Origin of the sequence: Pedobacter immunditicola (genome assembly GCF_037482985.1) — a bacterium.
Classification (GTDB): Bacteria; Bacteroidota; Bacteroidia; order Sphingobacteriales; family Sphingobacteriaceae; genus Pedobacter; species Pedobacter immunditicola.
The window spans coordinates 19,343-36,379 of the sequence record NZ_JBBHKC010000006.1 but is presented as its reverse complement, the minus strand read 5'-3'; the positions used below and the strand labels follow the sequence as shown (position 1 = coordinate 36,379).

At 39.6% G+C, this 17,037-nt stretch carries 14 protein-coding genes and 1 other RNA gene; 10 read left to right on the top strand and 5 right to left on the bottom strand.

Translation table 11 applies throughout. From position 1 onward, the window contains the following. Positions 1-68: 68 nt before the first annotated feature. The 6 genes from WG905_RS11540 (at position 69) to aroC (ending at position 6,033) form a co-directional block, all read left to right on the top strand. On the top strand, positions 69-275 hold the full coding sequence (locus WG905_RS11540) for an RNA-binding S4 domain-containing protein (protein ID WP_339591876.1): 207 nt from the start codon (positions 69-71) through the stop codon (positions 273-275). After that, positions 275-1,345: a 3-dehydroquinate synthase gene (gene aroB, locus WG905_RS11535; protein ID WP_339591875.1), complete on the top strand. Its 1,071-nt coding sequence runs from the start codon at positions 275-277 to the stop codon at positions 1,343-1,345. Before WG905_RS11540 ends, aroB begins: the two co-directional genes overlap by 1 nt. Positions 1,346-1,636: 291 nt before the next feature. After that, on the top strand, positions 1,637-2,470 hold the full coding sequence (locus WG905_RS11530) for a prephenate dehydratase (protein ID WP_339591874.1): 834 nt from the start codon (positions 1,637-1,639) through the stop codon (positions 2,468-2,470). A 35-nt stretch (positions 2,471-2,505) separates the two neighbouring features. Next, a complete protein-coding gene (locus WG905_RS11525; RefSeq protein ID WP_339591873.1) occupies positions 2,506-3,633 on the top strand; it encodes a chorismate mutase in 1,128 nt (375 codons plus the stop codon). Positions 3,634-3,656: 23 nt separating this feature from the next. Continuing rightward, positions 3,657-4,913 (top strand): 3-phosphoshikimate 1-carboxyvinyltransferase, encoded by a 1,257-nt coding sequence (gene aroA / locus WG905_RS11520; protein ID WP_339591872.1) that lies wholly within the window; start codon positions 3,657-3,659, stop codon positions 4,911-4,913. A 28-nt stretch (positions 4,914-4,941) separates the two neighbouring features. Continuing rightward, complete coding sequence (aroC, locus tag WG905_RS11515; RefSeq protein WP_339591871.1) at positions 4,942-6,033, top strand: chorismate synthase; 1,092 nt, start codon at positions 4,942-4,944, stop codon at positions 6,031-6,033. Between the two features lie 108 nt (positions 6,034-6,141). Here aroC and WG905_RS11510 read toward each other — a convergent pair whose 3' ends face one another. After that, on the bottom strand, positions 6,142-8,565 hold the full coding sequence (locus tag WG905_RS11510) for an alpha-ketoacid dehydrogenase subunit alpha/beta (RefSeq protein ID WP_339591870.1): 2,424 nt from the start codon (positions 8,563-8,565) through the stop codon (positions 6,142-6,144). A 127-nt stretch (positions 8,566-8,692) separates the two neighbouring features. Between WG905_RS11510 and WG905_RS11505 the strand changes: the two genes are divergently transcribed. The 3 genes from WG905_RS11505 (at position 8,693) to ssrA (ending at position 10,828) form a co-directional block, all read left to right on the top strand. After that, positions 8,693-9,073: a DUF1573 domain-containing protein gene (locus tag WG905_RS11505; protein WP_339591869.1), complete on the top strand. Its 381-nt coding sequence runs from the start codon at positions 8,693-8,695 to the stop codon at positions 9,071-9,073. A gap of 73 nt (positions 9,074-9,146) precedes the next feature. Then, positions 9,147-10,349 carry a pyridoxal phosphate-dependent aminotransferase gene (locus WG905_RS11500; RefSeq protein WP_339591868.1) on the top strand — a complete coding sequence of 401 codons (1,203 nt, stop codon included), beginning with the start codon at positions 9,147-9,149 and terminating at the stop codon, positions 10,347-10,349. Between the two features lie 113 nt (positions 10,350-10,462). Then, positions 10,463-10,828: a transfer-messenger RNA gene (gene ssrA / locus WG905_RS11495) on the top strand. Between the two features lie 455 nt (positions 10,829-11,283). On the opposite strand, the gene WG905_RS11490 is transcribed toward ssrA, so the two are convergent. Both WG905_RS11490 and WG905_RS11485 read right to left on the bottom strand, forming a co-directional pair. Beyond that, positions 11,284-11,949, bottom strand: a complete 666-nt coding sequence (locus WG905_RS11490) for a DUF6904 family protein (protein WP_339591867.1) — start codon at positions 11,947-11,949, stop codon at positions 11,284-11,286. After that, positions 11,946-12,158, bottom strand: a complete 213-nt coding sequence (locus tag WG905_RS11485; protein ID WP_339591866.1) for a hypothetical protein — start codon at positions 12,156-12,158, stop codon at positions 11,946-11,948. Before WG905_RS11485 ends, WG905_RS11490 begins: the two co-directional genes overlap by 4 nt. A 902-nt stretch (positions 12,159-13,060) precedes the next feature. Between WG905_RS11485 and WG905_RS11480 the strand changes: the two genes are divergently transcribed. Then, positions 13,061-15,463, top strand: coding sequence for an AAA family ATPase (locus tag WG905_RS11480; protein ID WP_339591865.1), 2,403 nt, complete (start codon positions 13,061-13,063; stop codon positions 15,461-15,463). Between the two features lie 627 nt (positions 15,464-16,090). On the opposite strand, the gene WG905_RS11475 is transcribed toward WG905_RS11480, so the two are convergent. Further along, on the bottom strand, positions 16,091-16,267 hold the full coding sequence (locus WG905_RS11475) for a hypothetical protein (RefSeq protein WP_339591864.1): 177 nt from the start codon (positions 16,265-16,267) through the stop codon (positions 16,091-16,093). Positions 16,268-16,702: 435 nt separating this feature from the next. After that, the gene (locus tag WG905_RS11470) at positions 16,703-17,035 is read right to left on the bottom strand and encodes a M20/M25/M40 family metallo-hydrolase (RefSeq protein WP_339591863.1); all 333 of its coding nucleotides are present in this window, start codon (positions 17,033-17,035) and stop codon (positions 16,703-16,705) included. Positions 17,036-17,037 lie beyond the last annotated feature (2 nt).

Genomic DNA, 17,037 nt, shown 5'->3' with positions numbered 1-17,037 from the left:
GCAAAAATATGAAATCAATACTTATACCTATGTAAAAGAGTCTTTAATTATTGTAATTTTGCTTCACAATGATAGAATTTAAACTAGAAGGCGAATTTATTCCCTTAATCCAATTGTTAAAAGCAACGGCGCTTGTTCAAAGTGGTGGTGAAGCACAAACCGTTGTAGAAGATGGGTTGGTAAAATATAATGGCAAAGTAGATTACCGCAAACGTTTAAAAGTTCGCGTTGGAGATGTAATCGACTTCATGGGTCAATCAATTAAAGTTATTTAATGGGGAAATTAGAAAGTGCCGGAACTTCCATTTACTTTGAAACGCGCTTGTCGCCATTAATGGAAATCATACAACAAGGGAAATACAGCAAAATATTTGTGTTTACAGATGGCAACACTTCAGAAATCTGTCTGCCGGTGTTCAGGGAAATGCTAGATGATTTTAGTGAATTTGACCTGATAGAAACTGATCCCGGTGAAGCCAATAAGAACATTGATTTCTGTATCGGCATCTGGAAAACCCTGCTCGACTTTGATGCAGACCGCAAATGCCTGATGATCAATTTAGGTGGTGGGGTAATTACTGATATGGGCGGTTTTGTAGCTTCCACTTATAAACGCGGAATTGATTTCATTAACATCCCTACAACGTTACTTTCCCAGGTTGATGCTTCGGTAGGCGGTAAAACTGGTATTGATATCGACAATGTAAAAAATATGGTGGGTACTTTTACTTTGCCACTAGCTGTATTCATTGAAAGTGAATTTTTAAAGACCTTGCCTGAAAGGGAGCTGTTATCCGGTTTTGCAGAAATGATTAAACATGGCTTAATTGCAGATAAAGATTATTACCATGCCCTGAAGAAGAGTGATTATAAACAACCTGATCCAGCTGCAGTATTTCGTTCCGTGGAAATAAAAAACCATGTGGTGACCACTGATCCCCTTGAACAAAATCTCAGGAAGATATTAAACTTCGGACATACCATCGGTCATGCCGTAGAAAGTTATGCCTTAAACCATAACCCCCAACCGCTTACACATGGAGAAGCAATTGCTATTGGCATGATATGCGAGGCTTACCTTTCTCATCGTAATTGTAACCTGACGGCAGAAGAACTCGAAGACATCAGCACTTATTTTAACAGCATTTATCCGCCTTATACCATTGTTCCGGAAAGCTTTGATGAGTTGCTAAAATTGATGCAAAGCGATAAAAAGAACGAACATGGACAAATTCTTTTTTCACTTTTGGATAGTATTGGTCATTGTGAATATAACTGTAAAGTAACAGAGAAAGATATACTAGATAGCCTTCATTACTACAACAATAGCTATACCGCCTCTTAAAGGTTGCTAATATTTTGATAGCTGGTGTAAGTAATACCAGGCACAATAAATAATTTTTTTAAATTAAGTATTGACAAATTAAATTTTGTTTGTACATTTGGGCTTAACAAGAAAACAACTGGCTGTGTAAACGGCTAAAAAAAACAAAGCATGACAAACGTTACTACATATTGGTTTGGTTACTTTTACTATTTTAGTAAGAGCCGGGGCTAATATGCAATTAATATAAAAAATATAACTGTATAGAAAGTCCCGGCTAATACCCGGGACTTTTTTTGTTTAATTAAAAAAATGAAGAAAGCGTTAAGGATAGCAATTCAAGGTATTAAGGCATCATTCCACGAGGAAGCTGCATTTAAATTTTTCGGAAAAGACATTCAAACTATTGAATGTAACTCATTTAAACAGACTTGTGAAGTGCTGGAAAAAGGAGAGGCAGATTTTGTGGTCATGGCCATAGAGAATTCTATTGCGGGCAGCCTGCTTCCGAACTATACCTTAATCAGAGATTATAATTTTGCTATTACCGGAGAGGTTTACTTATCCATACAATTGCACCTGATGGCATTGCCAGGGGTTAAATTTGAAGATATTAAATATGTAACCTCCCATCCTATCGCCATTCGGCAGTGTATTGATTTCTTTGATGAATACCCGCACCTGCAAGTGGTAGAAAGTGTAGATACTGCTGCCTGTGCTAAAAAAATCCGGGATGAAGAATTAACAGACACGGTAGCCATTGCCAATACACTTGCCGCAGAGTTATATAGCCTGAATATTATTGAAAGAAGAATTGAATCCAATAAAAAGAATTATACAAGATTCCTGATTTTAACAAACGATACGTCGGAAGAAGAAAAAACGATCAACAAGGCTTCCATTTGTTTCCAGGTTAGCAATCGTGTGGGTGCCTTGGCAAAAGTACTCAACATCTTTGCAGACAATAACGTTAACCTGACAAAAATACAGTCGATGCCAGTTTTAGGTAAAAGAAATGAATACTATTTCTATATAGACATCGAATGGAAACACATGGAAAACTATGATACTGTGGTTCGCAAAGCACTTAAATATACCGTCAATTTTAACATCATGGGCGAGTATCTCAAAAACGACAAAGTATAAACAACAAAAATATTAAACAAAAAAACCCCTCCACAATGAAATTAAATCTAAACATCCAGCCATTAAGCAGCTGGATCACACTAAAAAATGAGCCATTAATTATCTCTGGACCTTGCAGTGCAGAAACTGAAGAACAATTATTAGCAACAGCACACTTGCTTGCTGCTACGGGTAAAGTATCTGTATTAAGAGCTGGAATCTGGAAACCTCGTACCCGTCCGGGAGAGTTTGAAGGAATTGGAAGTATTGGTTTAGAATGGCTTAAAAAAGCGAAAGAAGAAACAGGACTACCTACAGCTGTGGAGGTTGCTACTGCTAAACACGCTGAAGAAGCATTAGCTGCTGGCGTTGATATTCTTTGGATTGGTGCAAGATCTACTGCAAATCCATTTACTGTACAGGAAATTGCCAACGCTTTGCAAGGTGTAGACATTCCGGTTTTAGTTAAAAATCCGGTAAATCCAGATTTATCTTTATGGATCGGTGCATTAGAAAGAATCAACAATGCTGGTATCACTAAATTGGGCGCTATTCACAGGGGCTTCTCTTCATACGAAAAAAGTTCATTCCGTAATGAGCCAATGTGGGAACTTGCTATACAACTAAAAACACTTTGTCCTGAGTTACCAATCATTAACGATCCAAGCCATATCTGTGGAAACAGGGAATTGATTCCTTACATCTCTCAGAAAGCTCTAGATTTAGATATGCAAGGATTAATGATCGAATCACATATTGATCCTTCTGTAGCCTGGACAGATGCTAAACAACAAGTTACGCCTGCGGCATTATCAGAATTAGTTGAAAGGTTCAGCCTACGTAAACCAGAATCAAAAAACGAAGAGTTTGTTGATAAATTAACTGACTTAAGAAAACAGATTGATAAAATTGATGACCTGATGATCCAAAAACTTGGCGAACGTATGGCCATCGTTGAGAAAATCGGTGAATACAAAAGAGATAATAACGTTACTATTTTGCAGGTTTCCCGTTGGGACGAGATCATTAGCAAAAGAAGTGCATTTGCTAAAGCGGTGAAATTAGATCAGGCATTTACGGAGAAATTCCTTGAATTGATCCACAACGAATCGATCAGAAAACAGACTGCGATCATGAATATTGCTAATGAGGCTTCAAATATGGAAGAGGCTTCTGCCAAATAACCCATCCAATTAAGCAAAAAAGAATGAAGAAAAACGCAATTGTTTCTTTCCCTAAAAATAAAGAGATCAATGCTGAAATCAACCTTACAGGTTCTAAAAGTGAAAGCAACAGGGCTTTGGTTATCTCGGCCCTGAGTAAAGGACTTGTTAAGGTTGATAATTTATCAGACGCCGACGATACAGTTATCTTAAATAACATATTAAAGCAGTTAGAAAATCGGGATGATACGTTACAGCAGGTCAACGTAGGCCATGCCGGCACAGCAATGCGTTTTCTAACAGCATTCCTCAGTACGCTGGACGGCCGGTTTTTATTAACCGGTTCCAAAAGGATGACGGAGCGGCCGATTAAATTATTGGTCGATGCTTTAAAAAGCCTGGGTGCTGAAATTACTTATGAAGATGCAGCGGGTTACCCGCCTATAATGATATCTGGCAGGCTAACACAAAGTACAAAGCAGGTTAAAATTAAGGGTGACGTGAGTAGCCAGTATCTTTCCGCTTTACTGATCATTGCGCCTACCCTTCCAAAGGGCCTGTCATTGGAAATTGAAGGTGAGTTAACTTCGAAGCCCTATGTGGACATGACTTTAACGATGCTGGAAGAAGCTGGAATTAAACACCAGTGGCAAGATCATACCATCACTATTGAACCTCAGCTCCATACTTCAAGTAAACTTACGGTAGAACCCGACTGGAGCGCTGCTTCCTATTGGTACAGCATTGCCTGTCTGGCAGATGAAGCGACCATCACCTTGCCAAATCTAAAAGAAGCAAGCTTGCAGGGCGACAGCCGTATCCAGGAAATCATGCTGCACCTTGGTGTAACCACATCTCGTCAGGGCAGTGGCATTAAAATCACTAAAGCTTCAACCCACAACGGGCAGCAGGCAATCTTTGATTTAAAAGACTGCCCGGATTTGGCACAAACCATTATCGTAGCGGCTGCAGCAAAAGGGTTAAACCTGGCGTTTACAGGACTGGAGACCTTAAAGATTAAGGAAACCAACCGTGTTAAAGCCTTACAGAATGAACTTGCCAAAATTGGCGTGGCCTTATTGGAAGAAAATGAGGTATACACCCTGGAATGTGAAAAGCTGAGTTTCCCCGAGCAGGTAAGTTTTAAAACTTACGATGACCACAGGATGGCCATGGCTTTTGCTCCTTTAAGCCTTCTGATTCCGGAAGTGGAAATTGAAGATTTGCAGGTGGTAGGAAAATCTTACCCGGACTTTTGGAAAGATCTGCAAAAAGCAGGTTTTTTGGTAAAAGAAATTTAACTTGTAGCAATACCTAATTAAAAAAATTATGGCTGGAAATATATTTGGGCAATTGTTTAAAATAACCACATTTGGAGAATCTCACGGTCCGGCCATTGGTGTTATTATTGATGGTTGTCCGGCGCAACTGCCAATAGATCTTGATTTTATTCAATCAGAATTAGACAAAAGAAAACCTGGCCAGTCGCGCATTACAACCCAAAGAAAGGAAAGTGACACCGTACAGGTGCTTTCTGGAATTTTTGAAGGTAAAAGCACGGGGACCCCTATTTCTTTATTGATTCCTAACGAAGACCACCGCTCAAAAGATTACGAGCACAATAAAGATGTATACAGACCATCACATGCAGATTATACCTATGATGTGAAGTACGGTATCAGAGATCACAGGGGTGGCGGCCGTTCTTCTGCAAGGGAAACAGCAGCCAGGGTTGCTGCAGGTGCCATCGCTAAGCTATTGTTGAAACAAGAAGGCATAGAGATTTTTGCCCATGTTGCTGCTGTAGGCAAAATTACTGCACCCAACCTGGAAGATTTAAGTCTTGCAGAACTCCTGGAATTAAGGGAAGCCAATATTGTAAGGTGTGCAGATCCGGCAACAGCCAAACAAATGATCGAGTGCATCGATGAAATCAGGAAGGATGGCGACACCATTGGTGGGAAAATCAATTGCATGATACATAACTGTCCTCCGGGATTAGGAGAACCTGTATTCGATAAACTGCATGCAGATTTAGGAAAGGCTATGCTGAGTATCAATGCAGTGCATGGCTTTGAATATGGATCTGGTTTCACGGGAAGTGAGATGCGGGGATCAGAGCATAACGATATCTTTTTACCAGGTGACGGAGCGCCAAAAACCTTAACTAATTTTTCTGGAGGTATACAGGGTGGCATCTCTAACGGGATGGAAATCAATTTCACGGTAGGCTTCAAACCTGTAGCGACCATTATGCATAACCAGCAAACAGTAAATGCAGCGGGCGAAGCATCAGAAATTAAAGGCAAAGGACGTCACGATCCATGTGTGGTACCACGAGCAGTTGTGATTGTGGAAGCAATGGCAGCACTTGTCCTTGCTGATCAACTATTGAGAAGTAAAACGAATCGGCTAAGCTAAGTCATTGGCGAAATGAGCTAATAAAAAGAAGCTGTGTCATAATTGCATTGTTATGAGACAGCTTCTTTTGTCATTTGTAGACCTCTTGCCTATTAATTTTATAAGGAATTAATAAATCGATGGGAATTTCGATGCATTATGGTCATGCATCATTTGATAAACCGCTTCTATCACATCATCAACAGAAGGTTTGGTGAAATAATCACCATCAGAACCATAAGGTGTACGGTGTGCTTTAGCAGAAAGTGTTTTCGGTTGCGCATCTAACAGGTAATAACCGCCCTGGACTTCCAGGATCTGCTGCGCAAGGTAGGCTGTGCCACCACCCGGTACATCTTCATCAATAACCAGTAATTTATTGGTTTTTTGAAGTGATGCCGCACAGATTTTATTGGTATCGAAAGGCAATAGCGTTTGGGGATCGATAATTTCAACAGAAATACCCATTTGCTCCAGCTCTTCAGCAGCTTCTTCAATGATCCTTAAAGTAGAACCGTAAGAAACGATGGTCAGGTCTGTGCCCTCTTTGATAATTTCTGCCTGTCCTAAAGGCACAGTAAACTCACCCACATTTTCAGGTAACTTTTCTTTTAAACGGTAACCGTTTAAACATTCAATAACCAATGCAGGCTCATCAGATCTGAATAAGGTATTGTACATTCCGGCTGCCTGGGTCATATTGCGGGGAACACAAATGTGTAATCCTCTTAAAGAGCCCAGGATCATTGAAATTGGTGAACCTGAGTGCCAGACACCCTCCAACCGATGACCACGTGTACGTATAATAACAGGCGCTTTCTGACCCGCCTTAGTGCGGTAAGATAAACTTGCCAGGTCATCACTTAATATATTTAACGCAAACAGCAGGTAATCCACATATTGAATTTCAGCAATAGGCCTTAATCCACGCAATGCCAAACCTATTCCCTGACCAACGATGGTCATTTCCCTGATGCCTGTATCTGTAATTCTTAATTCACCATATTTACTTTGTAAGCCCGCGAAGCCTTGGTTCACATCACCGATCAAACCCAAATCCTCACCAAAAGCAATTAAACGCTGATCACGGGAGAAATTGCTATCGAAACATTTATTCAAAATTTCCCTGCCATCAACCATTCTGCTTTGTTCTGCATATTCAGCAGGCACATGGTTAACCAGCAATGGACTTTCTATACCTTCCGTAAATAATTTTGAGTTGTAACGTTCCTCATTATGGCCGATTTGTTCATTGTACCAGTTTAATAAGGTAGTTCTTTCCGCGGATGCTTTATTCAAAGTCAACCTTAAAGCTTTCCTTACGGAAGAAATCACTTCCTTACGCAAAGCATCAGGCGCAGCTCCCAACTGACCGACTAATTTATCCATCATGCCATCACCATATTCCAAAGCTGAAATTAGGGTCATAGCCTTCTCCTTTTCACCGCTAACAGAGCCCAGGAACTCATTCCAGGCTTCCCTTTGGGCCTCGCGGACCAATTTCTTAGCTTCATTCTCTAAGTCAGCAAGATCTTCCTCGGAAATAATCGCTGATTCCAGCATCCATCTTCTCATCTGGACATTGCAATCAAATTCTTTTTCCCAGTCTAAACGTTTTTCATCTTTATAACGCTCATGAGAGCCAGAGGTAGAATGCCCCTGTGGCTGCGTAACCTCGGTGACATGAATCAATACAGGAACATGCTCAGCTCTGCAAATATCGATTGCTTTCTGATAAGTTTCACACAGGGCGGGGTAATCCCAACCCCTTACCTTAAATATTTCGTAACCGGCTGTATGCTCATCACGCTGAAAACCTTTTAAAATTTCAGAAATGTCCTCTTTAGTAGTCTGATAACTTGCAGGAACAGAGATACCATAGCCATCATCCCAAATAGACATGGCCATCGGCACCTGCAAAACACCTGCAGCATTAATGGCTTCGAAAAACACCCCCTCCGAAGTAGAAGCATTGCCAATGGTGCCAAAAGCAACCTCATTACCATTCACCGAAAAATTCTTTAAATAACTCAGTTCAGGATTTTGCCTGTATAATTTAGAAGCATAAGCCAGGCCTAAAAGGCGTGGCATCTGACCACCCGTAGGCGCAATATCAGCAGAAGAATTTTTCATCACTGTCAAATCTTTCCAGCTGCCATCTTCATTAATTGACCTTGTAGCGAAATGGCAGTTCATTTGTCTGCCGGCAGAAGCGGGTTCCGCTTCCACACTTGGGTGTGCATATAATTGTGCAAAGAATTCTTTAATGGTGCAAATGCCTGTCGCAAAAGCAAATGTCTGATCACGATAATAACCAGAACGCCAGTCGCCATTTTTAAAAGCTTTCGCCATGGCAATCTGGGCTAACTCTTTTCCGTCACCGAAAATACCAAATTTTGCCTTACCTGTTAATACTTCCCTACGACCTAATAAACTGGCCTGCCGACTTTCAAATGCTATTTTATAATCATTAATAACAATGGTTTTGAAATCTTCAAAACTTAACTCTGAAGCATCGATAGGATTCGTTGTAAGTTTCGTATTTGGAGTCATAAGCATTTATATTAAGGTGCAAAGATAAGCAATTTATAAAGTTTGGGTTAATTAACCAATCCATTATATAATGGAATACTTTTTGAATTGATAATTTAAACATTAAATTTGTTCAAAACATAAAAAGATGAAAAAACTGATCCTACTATTTTCCTTCGTATTAGGCATTGCAATAACCACTCAGGCACAATCTAAATCGGCAGAATTTAAATTTGAGAAAGAAACCCATAACTTTGGTAAAATTCCGTCAAACAAACCTGCAACAGTAGAATTCAAGTTTACAAATATAGGTGATACACCTTTAATTTTAACTAATGTTGAAACAACTTGTGGATGTACTGTGCCGGAATACACAAAAACACCGGTTAAAAAAGGAGACACTGGTATTATAAAAGTTACCTATAATCCTACTGGCACAGCATTACCGTTCAGCAAAAGCATTAGTATTACCTCCAATGCAAAAACGCCAACTAAAGTGTTATACATTAAGGGAGAAACTGTAAACTAATTTTTCCAAGTAAATCTCTAAGATATTTCAATTATAAACCTCGTTAATCAGCGAGGTTTTTTATTTTTGCGCCATGCCAAACATATCCGACAAAGGGTTACAAATGCCCGCTTCCCCAATTAGAAAACTGACTCCCTATGCTGACCAGGCAAAGAAAGAGGGTAAAAAAGTTTACCATTTAAATATAGGTCAGCCTGATATCGCCACCCCAGAAGGTATGTTGAATGCAATTAAAGACATCGATTTTAAGGTATGGGCTTATACCCCATCTGAAGGCACTTTAAGTTATAGAAAAAAACTGACCGAATACTACAATAAGCTAGGTTATAACATCACCCCAAAAGATATCCTGGTCACTGTTGGTGGTTCTGAAGCCATCACGATTGCCATGCAGACCTGTGTAAATGAAGGTGATGAGATTATCATTCCTGAACCTTTTTATGCTAACTATAATGGTTTTGCCTGCATGAGTAATGTGGTTGTGAAACCAATTCTTTCTCACATTGAAAACGGATTTGCCCTGCCTCCAATCGCAGAATTTGAGGCTTTGATCACTGCTAAAACCAAAGCCATCATTATCTGCAATCCCAATAACCCCACTGGTTATTTATATTCAAGGGAAGAGCTGGATGCCTTAAAAGCATTGTGTTTGAAATATGATCTGTTCTTGTTTTCTGATGAAGCTTACCGTGAGTTTTGCTATGATGGAAGAGAATTCATCTCCCCTATGCACCTGGAAGGACTAGATGAGCACGTGGTGATCATGGACACGGTTTCAAAAAGATATAGCGCTTGTGGCGCCAGATTAGGTTGTTTGATCACAAAAAACAAGGAAGTCATCCAGGCAGGATTAAAATTTGCACAGGCCAGGTTAAGTCCGGGTATGGTGGAGCAAATTGCGGGTACTGCTGCTGTAGATACGCCAGATAGTTATTTCGAAGAAGTAAATAAAGAATATACTTTAAGAAGAGATACTTTGGTGGGAAGGCTAAACGCCATGGACGGTGTATTTTGCCCGAACCCAGGTGGCGCTTTTTATGTGGTAGCGAAACTGCCAATTGATAATGCAGATATTTTCTGTCAATGGATGTTGGAAAGCTTTAATCACGAAGGACAAACTGTCATGATGGCACCTGCAACAGGTTTTTACTCAACTCCAGGTTCCGGTAAACGTGAAGTAAGAATGGCTTATGTTTTAAATGTTGACGACCTAAACAAGGCCATGGATTGCTTAGCTATTGCTTTAACACAATATCCAGGTAAAACTTTGGCATAATTTTCGTACTTTTGTACTGCTGACGATTTAATACATTTATCTGCGATTATCCGTATTCGGGTATAACTGGTAAAGGGAGTAGTTAACCCAATAGTTGTCAGCAGTATATATTTGGGGCCGTCTTGGATTTGACAGGGTGGAGGCAAGTATGTAAGCATGCAGTGCGTTGTACGGCGAGCACTTTAAAGAGAACGTTCACACTATAATTGGCGAAAATAACTACGCCTTAGCTGCCTAATTTAGAATTAGATAGCTTTTGTCCCTCTAACTGCTGCGTTATTAGGTTAGAATCCGGGGCATCGAAATAATGACGCTGGCAACTGCAGGGTGTGATGCAGATGCGAGATAAAGCACCTAAGGAGAATGGCAAGGTCGGTTTCCAGCCCGCCTGATCCCGACAATGAATTGGAAAATAAGCATGTAGAAGGCATAATTTATCACACAACTGGACAAGGGTTCGAAACCCTTCGGCTCCACCACTTAAAAATTTAACCCGCTAAAAATCAGAATTTTAGCGGGTTTTCTTTTTTAGAGGGTGCAAATAATAAAACTTCTTTTATTCAATTAAATCATTATTATTGCAATCTATTAACGCTCGCTGTGAATAAACTACAAAAAAAATATAAGCATTCGGACCTATTTAATGAACATGCAATTTCTGAGATCTGCCCTTGTGGCGAAACGAAAGAGATTGACTTAAAAGTATTTAGGTGGGTAACACCGTCCGTTGAAATTCACCTTAATTTTCTTCCAAATATACTTTACAATAAACTAAAGCCCAATCCTAAGCCTATTAGGATAAATGCTGCACTGTTGATGAAATAATAGATTTGTTTAATCAACATTTTATTAATCTGTTCGTACAGCTAGGACCTGAGAAATTTCAAGAAATCATACCTTTTGAAAGTTATTCAAGTAAGGAAAACTAAAACTTCTACCAAACAATTTTTTCGGGCATCAGATACTCAATTTCATCAGAGGTACAACCTATGGTCCTTGCTATTTTATTGATTTTGGCAAGCATGTAGCTGTAGGTTGGACTATGTTTAAAAGTCTGATTAAGCAATTCAGGAATTTTTCTTAACCTGGGGAGATCAGGCTTCATTTCAAGAAATTCAGCACAGACCTGTTGATTTAACTGCCACACCAAGTCGTTCGAAACATCAACACCATTGATGCCAACGAACTTCTCAATCGCTGCGGCGCCCTTGGAGTCATACTCTCTGACTGCTTTTTTAAGTGCTTCTTCTAATTCGTGTAAATTGAATTGATCGGTCTCTGACAGGACTGCAAAACTTGCATTAAACCGGCATGCGGATATGAGAAAAATCATATCTATTAGTAGCCATTTAAAACCGTACACAATCTCATCTTCACCGTCTGCTACCAGCTGCCTCTTCTTTTGCCGGGTGCCTTGGTATGAATGCCTCAGTTCATACATGAATGTGTACAAGATCATATCCCTCCCATGCCTGCTTCCATGCTCCTCTTCCTCGTCAACGGTTAATTTCAGAAGTGTGTGGTATAAACTATTTAAGTCATTGAAAATACCCCAAAATTGAACTCCTGTGCCTTTTCTTGTTACGATTAGTTCTATCATTTGATAAGGTTATAATATTCCACTTTGTGTTCTACGATTTGGCTATCCGTAATTCCATACACAGACATGGCATCTACTCTACTCATCAAGCCTCTACGAATTATCCACAATACCATCCAGGTTATATGTTTGATGTATGTCTCCACCGACACATGTAATTCCGCATGCATTTTGGTAGTCAGCTCATCTGTATTGTGAGGCAGTCTCATAGCGTTACAATTTAAAATTTGGGTCAATCTTTTTTATTTCTTCTATCTCGTGAGCAAAGAACTTTAAGGCTTTCTTTGCATTTTTAGCTTTTTTCTTTCCATCCACCGCCGCGCCATTTCGAGCTCTACCTCCTTTTGGCTTTTCTTTTTTGGCTTAGGATCTTTCCGGCACTTAAGGTAAACTATTTTCATGGCTTTAAGATTTGCACTTTAAGTTACAATTCATTAAATAAAAACCAGGCACCCCATCAGAGATACCTGGTCTGTCCATAATTTTCAGTTCACGACGCTAATTTTGGGATAAAACTAATCCCTAACTGACAGCAATATAACAAAAGACTAAACTTTAAGTTGTTGACGAGGCGACTCTTCTAAAAATAATCTAGCTATTAAATGATTACGGTAAACCGTAAACCTATCAACAAAACTTCCAGTATTTTACATGAGTAATGAATAGAATAAAGAAAGACCCAGGGCAGGCTGTTTAATGTCGTATTATAATAATTCATTACATTAGCAGATAACCAAATCACACTAGTCTAATATGATAATAACGTCTCTCATCATTTTCCACCCAACATTTTTCTACCAAGTTGATAACGACCTAGTCACTTTTATCCTTTTTCAAGATAAGTTGGCCAAATCCGGTCCGCATAAAACTCGCCAATATCATAATAATCCCTACATGCGGACTTGCACAAAGCCAGATCCAACCATGCTCAACATTGTAATGGATACGCGAAAGATTACATAACCAGGACGCAAAGTCGGCGTGATCTCTCACCTACAGGAAAGACCAATAAAGTTTAAAGTTAGCAAGCAGTCCAATCCTAAGACTAAGGTGAATTGGTGGGATAGTAATTTACCTTCTCTTTTTAAAACATGATAAATTAACGTAAACTATGTCTATAAAAAAATTCAAGCACATTAAGAACCTAGCCGTATTCCAGAATTTTGACTGGGATGCAATTATAAGGGATGATAAAGGTGCAATTGTAGAGTTCAGTCCCATCAACATCTTTTATGGCAGGAATTATTCTGGAAAGACCACCCTGTCGCGGATAGTTCGCGCTCTGGAACTCGGAGAAATCTCGGATAAATATGAGGACCCCGAATTTACCGTCTGCATAAAGGACTTATCAGATGTAACTCAGACTAACCTGTCTGCCCACACCAAGAAAGTACGAGTTTTCAATGAGGATTTCGTGAAAGAAAACCTAAGGTTCATCTCGAATGCAGATGAGAATATTGTTCCTTTCGCAATTTTGGGCGGTAATGCTGCCTTGGAGGAGGAGATTGAGAATCTCAGCATTGAACTTGGGCTCGAGCATGATGAAACTCCAACCGGTTTTTATCTGGAGCGCAAGAATGCGAGGGAAATCTACAGGATTGCAAAAACTACGCATGAAACCGTCAGCAGGCAGTTAGATAGCAAGCTGACGCAAAAGGCAACTAGCAGGGAGACTGGTATAAAGTACAAGCCGGAAAGATTTGGTGACCAAAATTACAATAAGGCAAAGCTCGAAGCTGATATCGACTTAACGCTGGCAGACGGCTTTGAACCAATCACAGATGAAGAGCAACAAGCCTTATTGAGGCTATTGAACGAAAAACCCAACCCAAATATTATAGCAATATCAAGACCAAACTTCTCCCTCTCGGAGCTGAGCGCCGAAGCCGAACTATTAGTGACCAAGTCTCTTACAGCGTCTGGAAAGATTGAGGAGCTAGTTAGAAATTCAATGCTGAACAAATGGGTAAAGGATGGAAAGACGCTTCATGAACATAAGCCTGAGGATTGCGCCTTTTGTGGGAACAAGATTACCGAGGAAAGATGGTCGGCACTGGAAAGTCACTTTGATGAGGAGTCGGAGAAATTAAGCAGCGGTATTGCATCCCTCTTAGCGAAAGTGGAGGCGGAAGTCATATTGTTTTCAGATTTCCTGTCTTTTGACAATAACGCCTTTTTTTCTAGGTTTCACCCGGATCTTAATCGCTTGCGTGTGGCAAGGGAACATATCCTTGGACAATATAAAGAATCCCTTGAGCAGTTACGTGTGCAGCTTGTGTCAAGGGCTGATGATATCATTAATGTTGGCACATTTGCAACGCCATTTAATGTCTCTGCACGACTGGTAAAGACATTCGATTTTTATGAGACTATACGAAGCCAATCCAATGCCTATACTGGCAAGCTGGGCAGCGATCAGGCAAGTGCCAAAACATCGCTAAGATTAAAGGAGGTTCATGGCTTTGTGACGACCATACAATATGAAGAGGAGGTGAAAAATATTGTTTTCCTGCAGAAGGAACTTAATGGCAAAGAGGAGGCTGGAAAAATGGTCGCAAATAAGATCAAGGACCAGATCAGCCTTATTGAAAGTAGGCAGCGATTAATGAACGATGAGGAAAAGGGCGCACTGAAGGTAAATGAATACCTGAATAATTACTTCGGACATGACTTCCTAACTCTTAAAGCGATAGAGGAAGCTGATTCAATTACCAATGGCAAGAAGATCAGATTTGAGATCGTCAGAAACGGGAATAAAGCACATCACCTAAGTGAAGGAGAATGTAGCTTGATCGCATTTTGCTATTTCATGGCTAAGCTAGAGGATGTAGAAACGAAAGGTCAAAAGCCAATCATCTGGATTGACGACCCTATTTCCAGCCTGGATGGTAACCATATATTTTTTATATATAGCTTAATCAACTCAGAGATTGTCACCAGTCAAGAATTTGAACAGCTATTTATTTCAACGCATAATCTAGACTTCCTTAAATATCTAAAGCGTCTTCCAGGCGCCTTAAACAAAAATCAGAGCAGATACTTTATGACCGTGAGGGAGGGTGATAAAAGCAAAATCAAGCTGATGCCAAAGTATCTTAAGGATTATGTGACAGAGTTCAATTACCTTTTTCACCAAATCTATATTTGCGCAAATGCGGATACAGATGATGATGATCAGCATGTCGTATATTACAACTTTGCCAACAATGCTCGCAAGTTTCTTGAGTCGTTCTTATTCTATAAGTACCCCAATGCAGCGGAACATGATGATAAACTGTATAGGTTCTTTGGAGATAATAGGCAAGCGTCCTCAATGACTGAGCGGATTAATAATGAGTACTCTCATCTCGAAGGGATTTTTGAGCGGAGTATGATTCCAGTGGATGTTCCAGAAATGAAAAAAGTGGCAACTTTCGTCTTAGACCGAATAAAAGAAAAGGACTTAGATCAATTTGAATCACTACTTAAAAGCATAGGTATCGAGTTACTTGAACAAACTGAAGAAAACGTTTAAGGGCTTTTATCAGAGAATTGAAAGCAAGTGTTTATGAGCAAAATCTGTTCTAGCCTCAAGTTTATTTTTGTTAGAGACACAGGAATTAAGTGATTTCTGAACTTAAAAAAAGTTAAGATAGGTATTAATTGTTTGACTGTGCTCCCTCTTAGTCCACTACTAGGGAGCAGGACGGCTAAGGTTTGTAAAAAATCTTAGCCGTTGGTTGTTTTAATGAGTATTGCTTACTTTTTTTCACATCTAAACTACTTTAAACTGCCAATTGCAGCCCCGTAGCAGACACCTGTGGTAAAAAAATTAAGTCGCCAATGAAAATTCTACTCAAAGTTACTCTTTATAAAGCCAAAACTTATACTGACAGGACTCATTCAATTATTCTCCGCTACGTAATTAATCGAAGGCTCAGAAAGCTATCAACCATTGGCGCTACTGTTTGCCATAGGCATATGCCAGCTAAAAATCCAACTAGCAGGCTAATTATTATGATACAAAGGTTGTCATGATTAAACCTCCTCTTATATTTTTTGGGGAGCTTTTTAAAGAGCAATTGTGTGGTTACCTGATGTACTAGTGACTTTAGGCAACCTCTAATTATAACCCAGTTGCTCCAGTTTAAACTTTATAGCTTCAACATGATGAGGATAACCCTAATTTATAATATTGGGCTTCATAGTCCTCTATTAAAACACCTAAAACCTCCAGTTCATCGCCTTCCAGAGAGCCATATTCAGCATCAAATATCAATTCAAGACGATTCAATGCTTCATGATAATCTTGTTCCGTTTTTATTGGCTTAATATTCATGATTCAAATTTTAGTTAAATCTATTTACCACTGCATAGGCATCTATAAAGCACACTCAATCATTTGGCAAGCAAAATTATTTTATAACTAATCGGTAATTAATCCCCTTGACATGAAACACTACCCAGTTATCCGCTAAAAAACTTGCATCATAAAGGCTAAGATATAACTACATTCGTACAAGCTATCGAAAATTTATTTTGTTTTAATATGTTTGATTTTAAATTCTGGAAGGAAGATTTCGATCCTAAGTCTATATGGCTTTGAATTTTGGTGGTTATTGTTATACTCTTATGTTATTTTAATTTTAGCATAACGCGTTATACTTCCATATAACTTTAAAAGTCTTCATCACTTGCTCCATGACAAACTACATAGCCGTGTATAAAGTTAATACAACAAAGCAGGCTGTTTAAAATACAATTCTAGGATAACCTACCTCAAATATTCCTCCGCCAACCCTACCCAATAAGCCGCCCCTACTGGCAAAACATCCTGATTAAAAACGTACTCCGGGTGATGAACCATAAAACCCTCGCCATTGCCAAGTATGCAATAACTCCCTTGCTTCCTTTGCAGCATAAAAGCAAAATCTTCACTGCCCATGTAAGGTTGCCCCGGATAAACAACTTTCTCCTCCCCAAAAACACCGCTGGCCACCGCTGCAGCCCATTGCGTATTTTCAGGAGTGTTTACTAACACGGCACCCGGAATACCTTCCCTGATTTCGAAGGCACAATTAAATGCCTCAGCTTGTGCTTTAACCATGG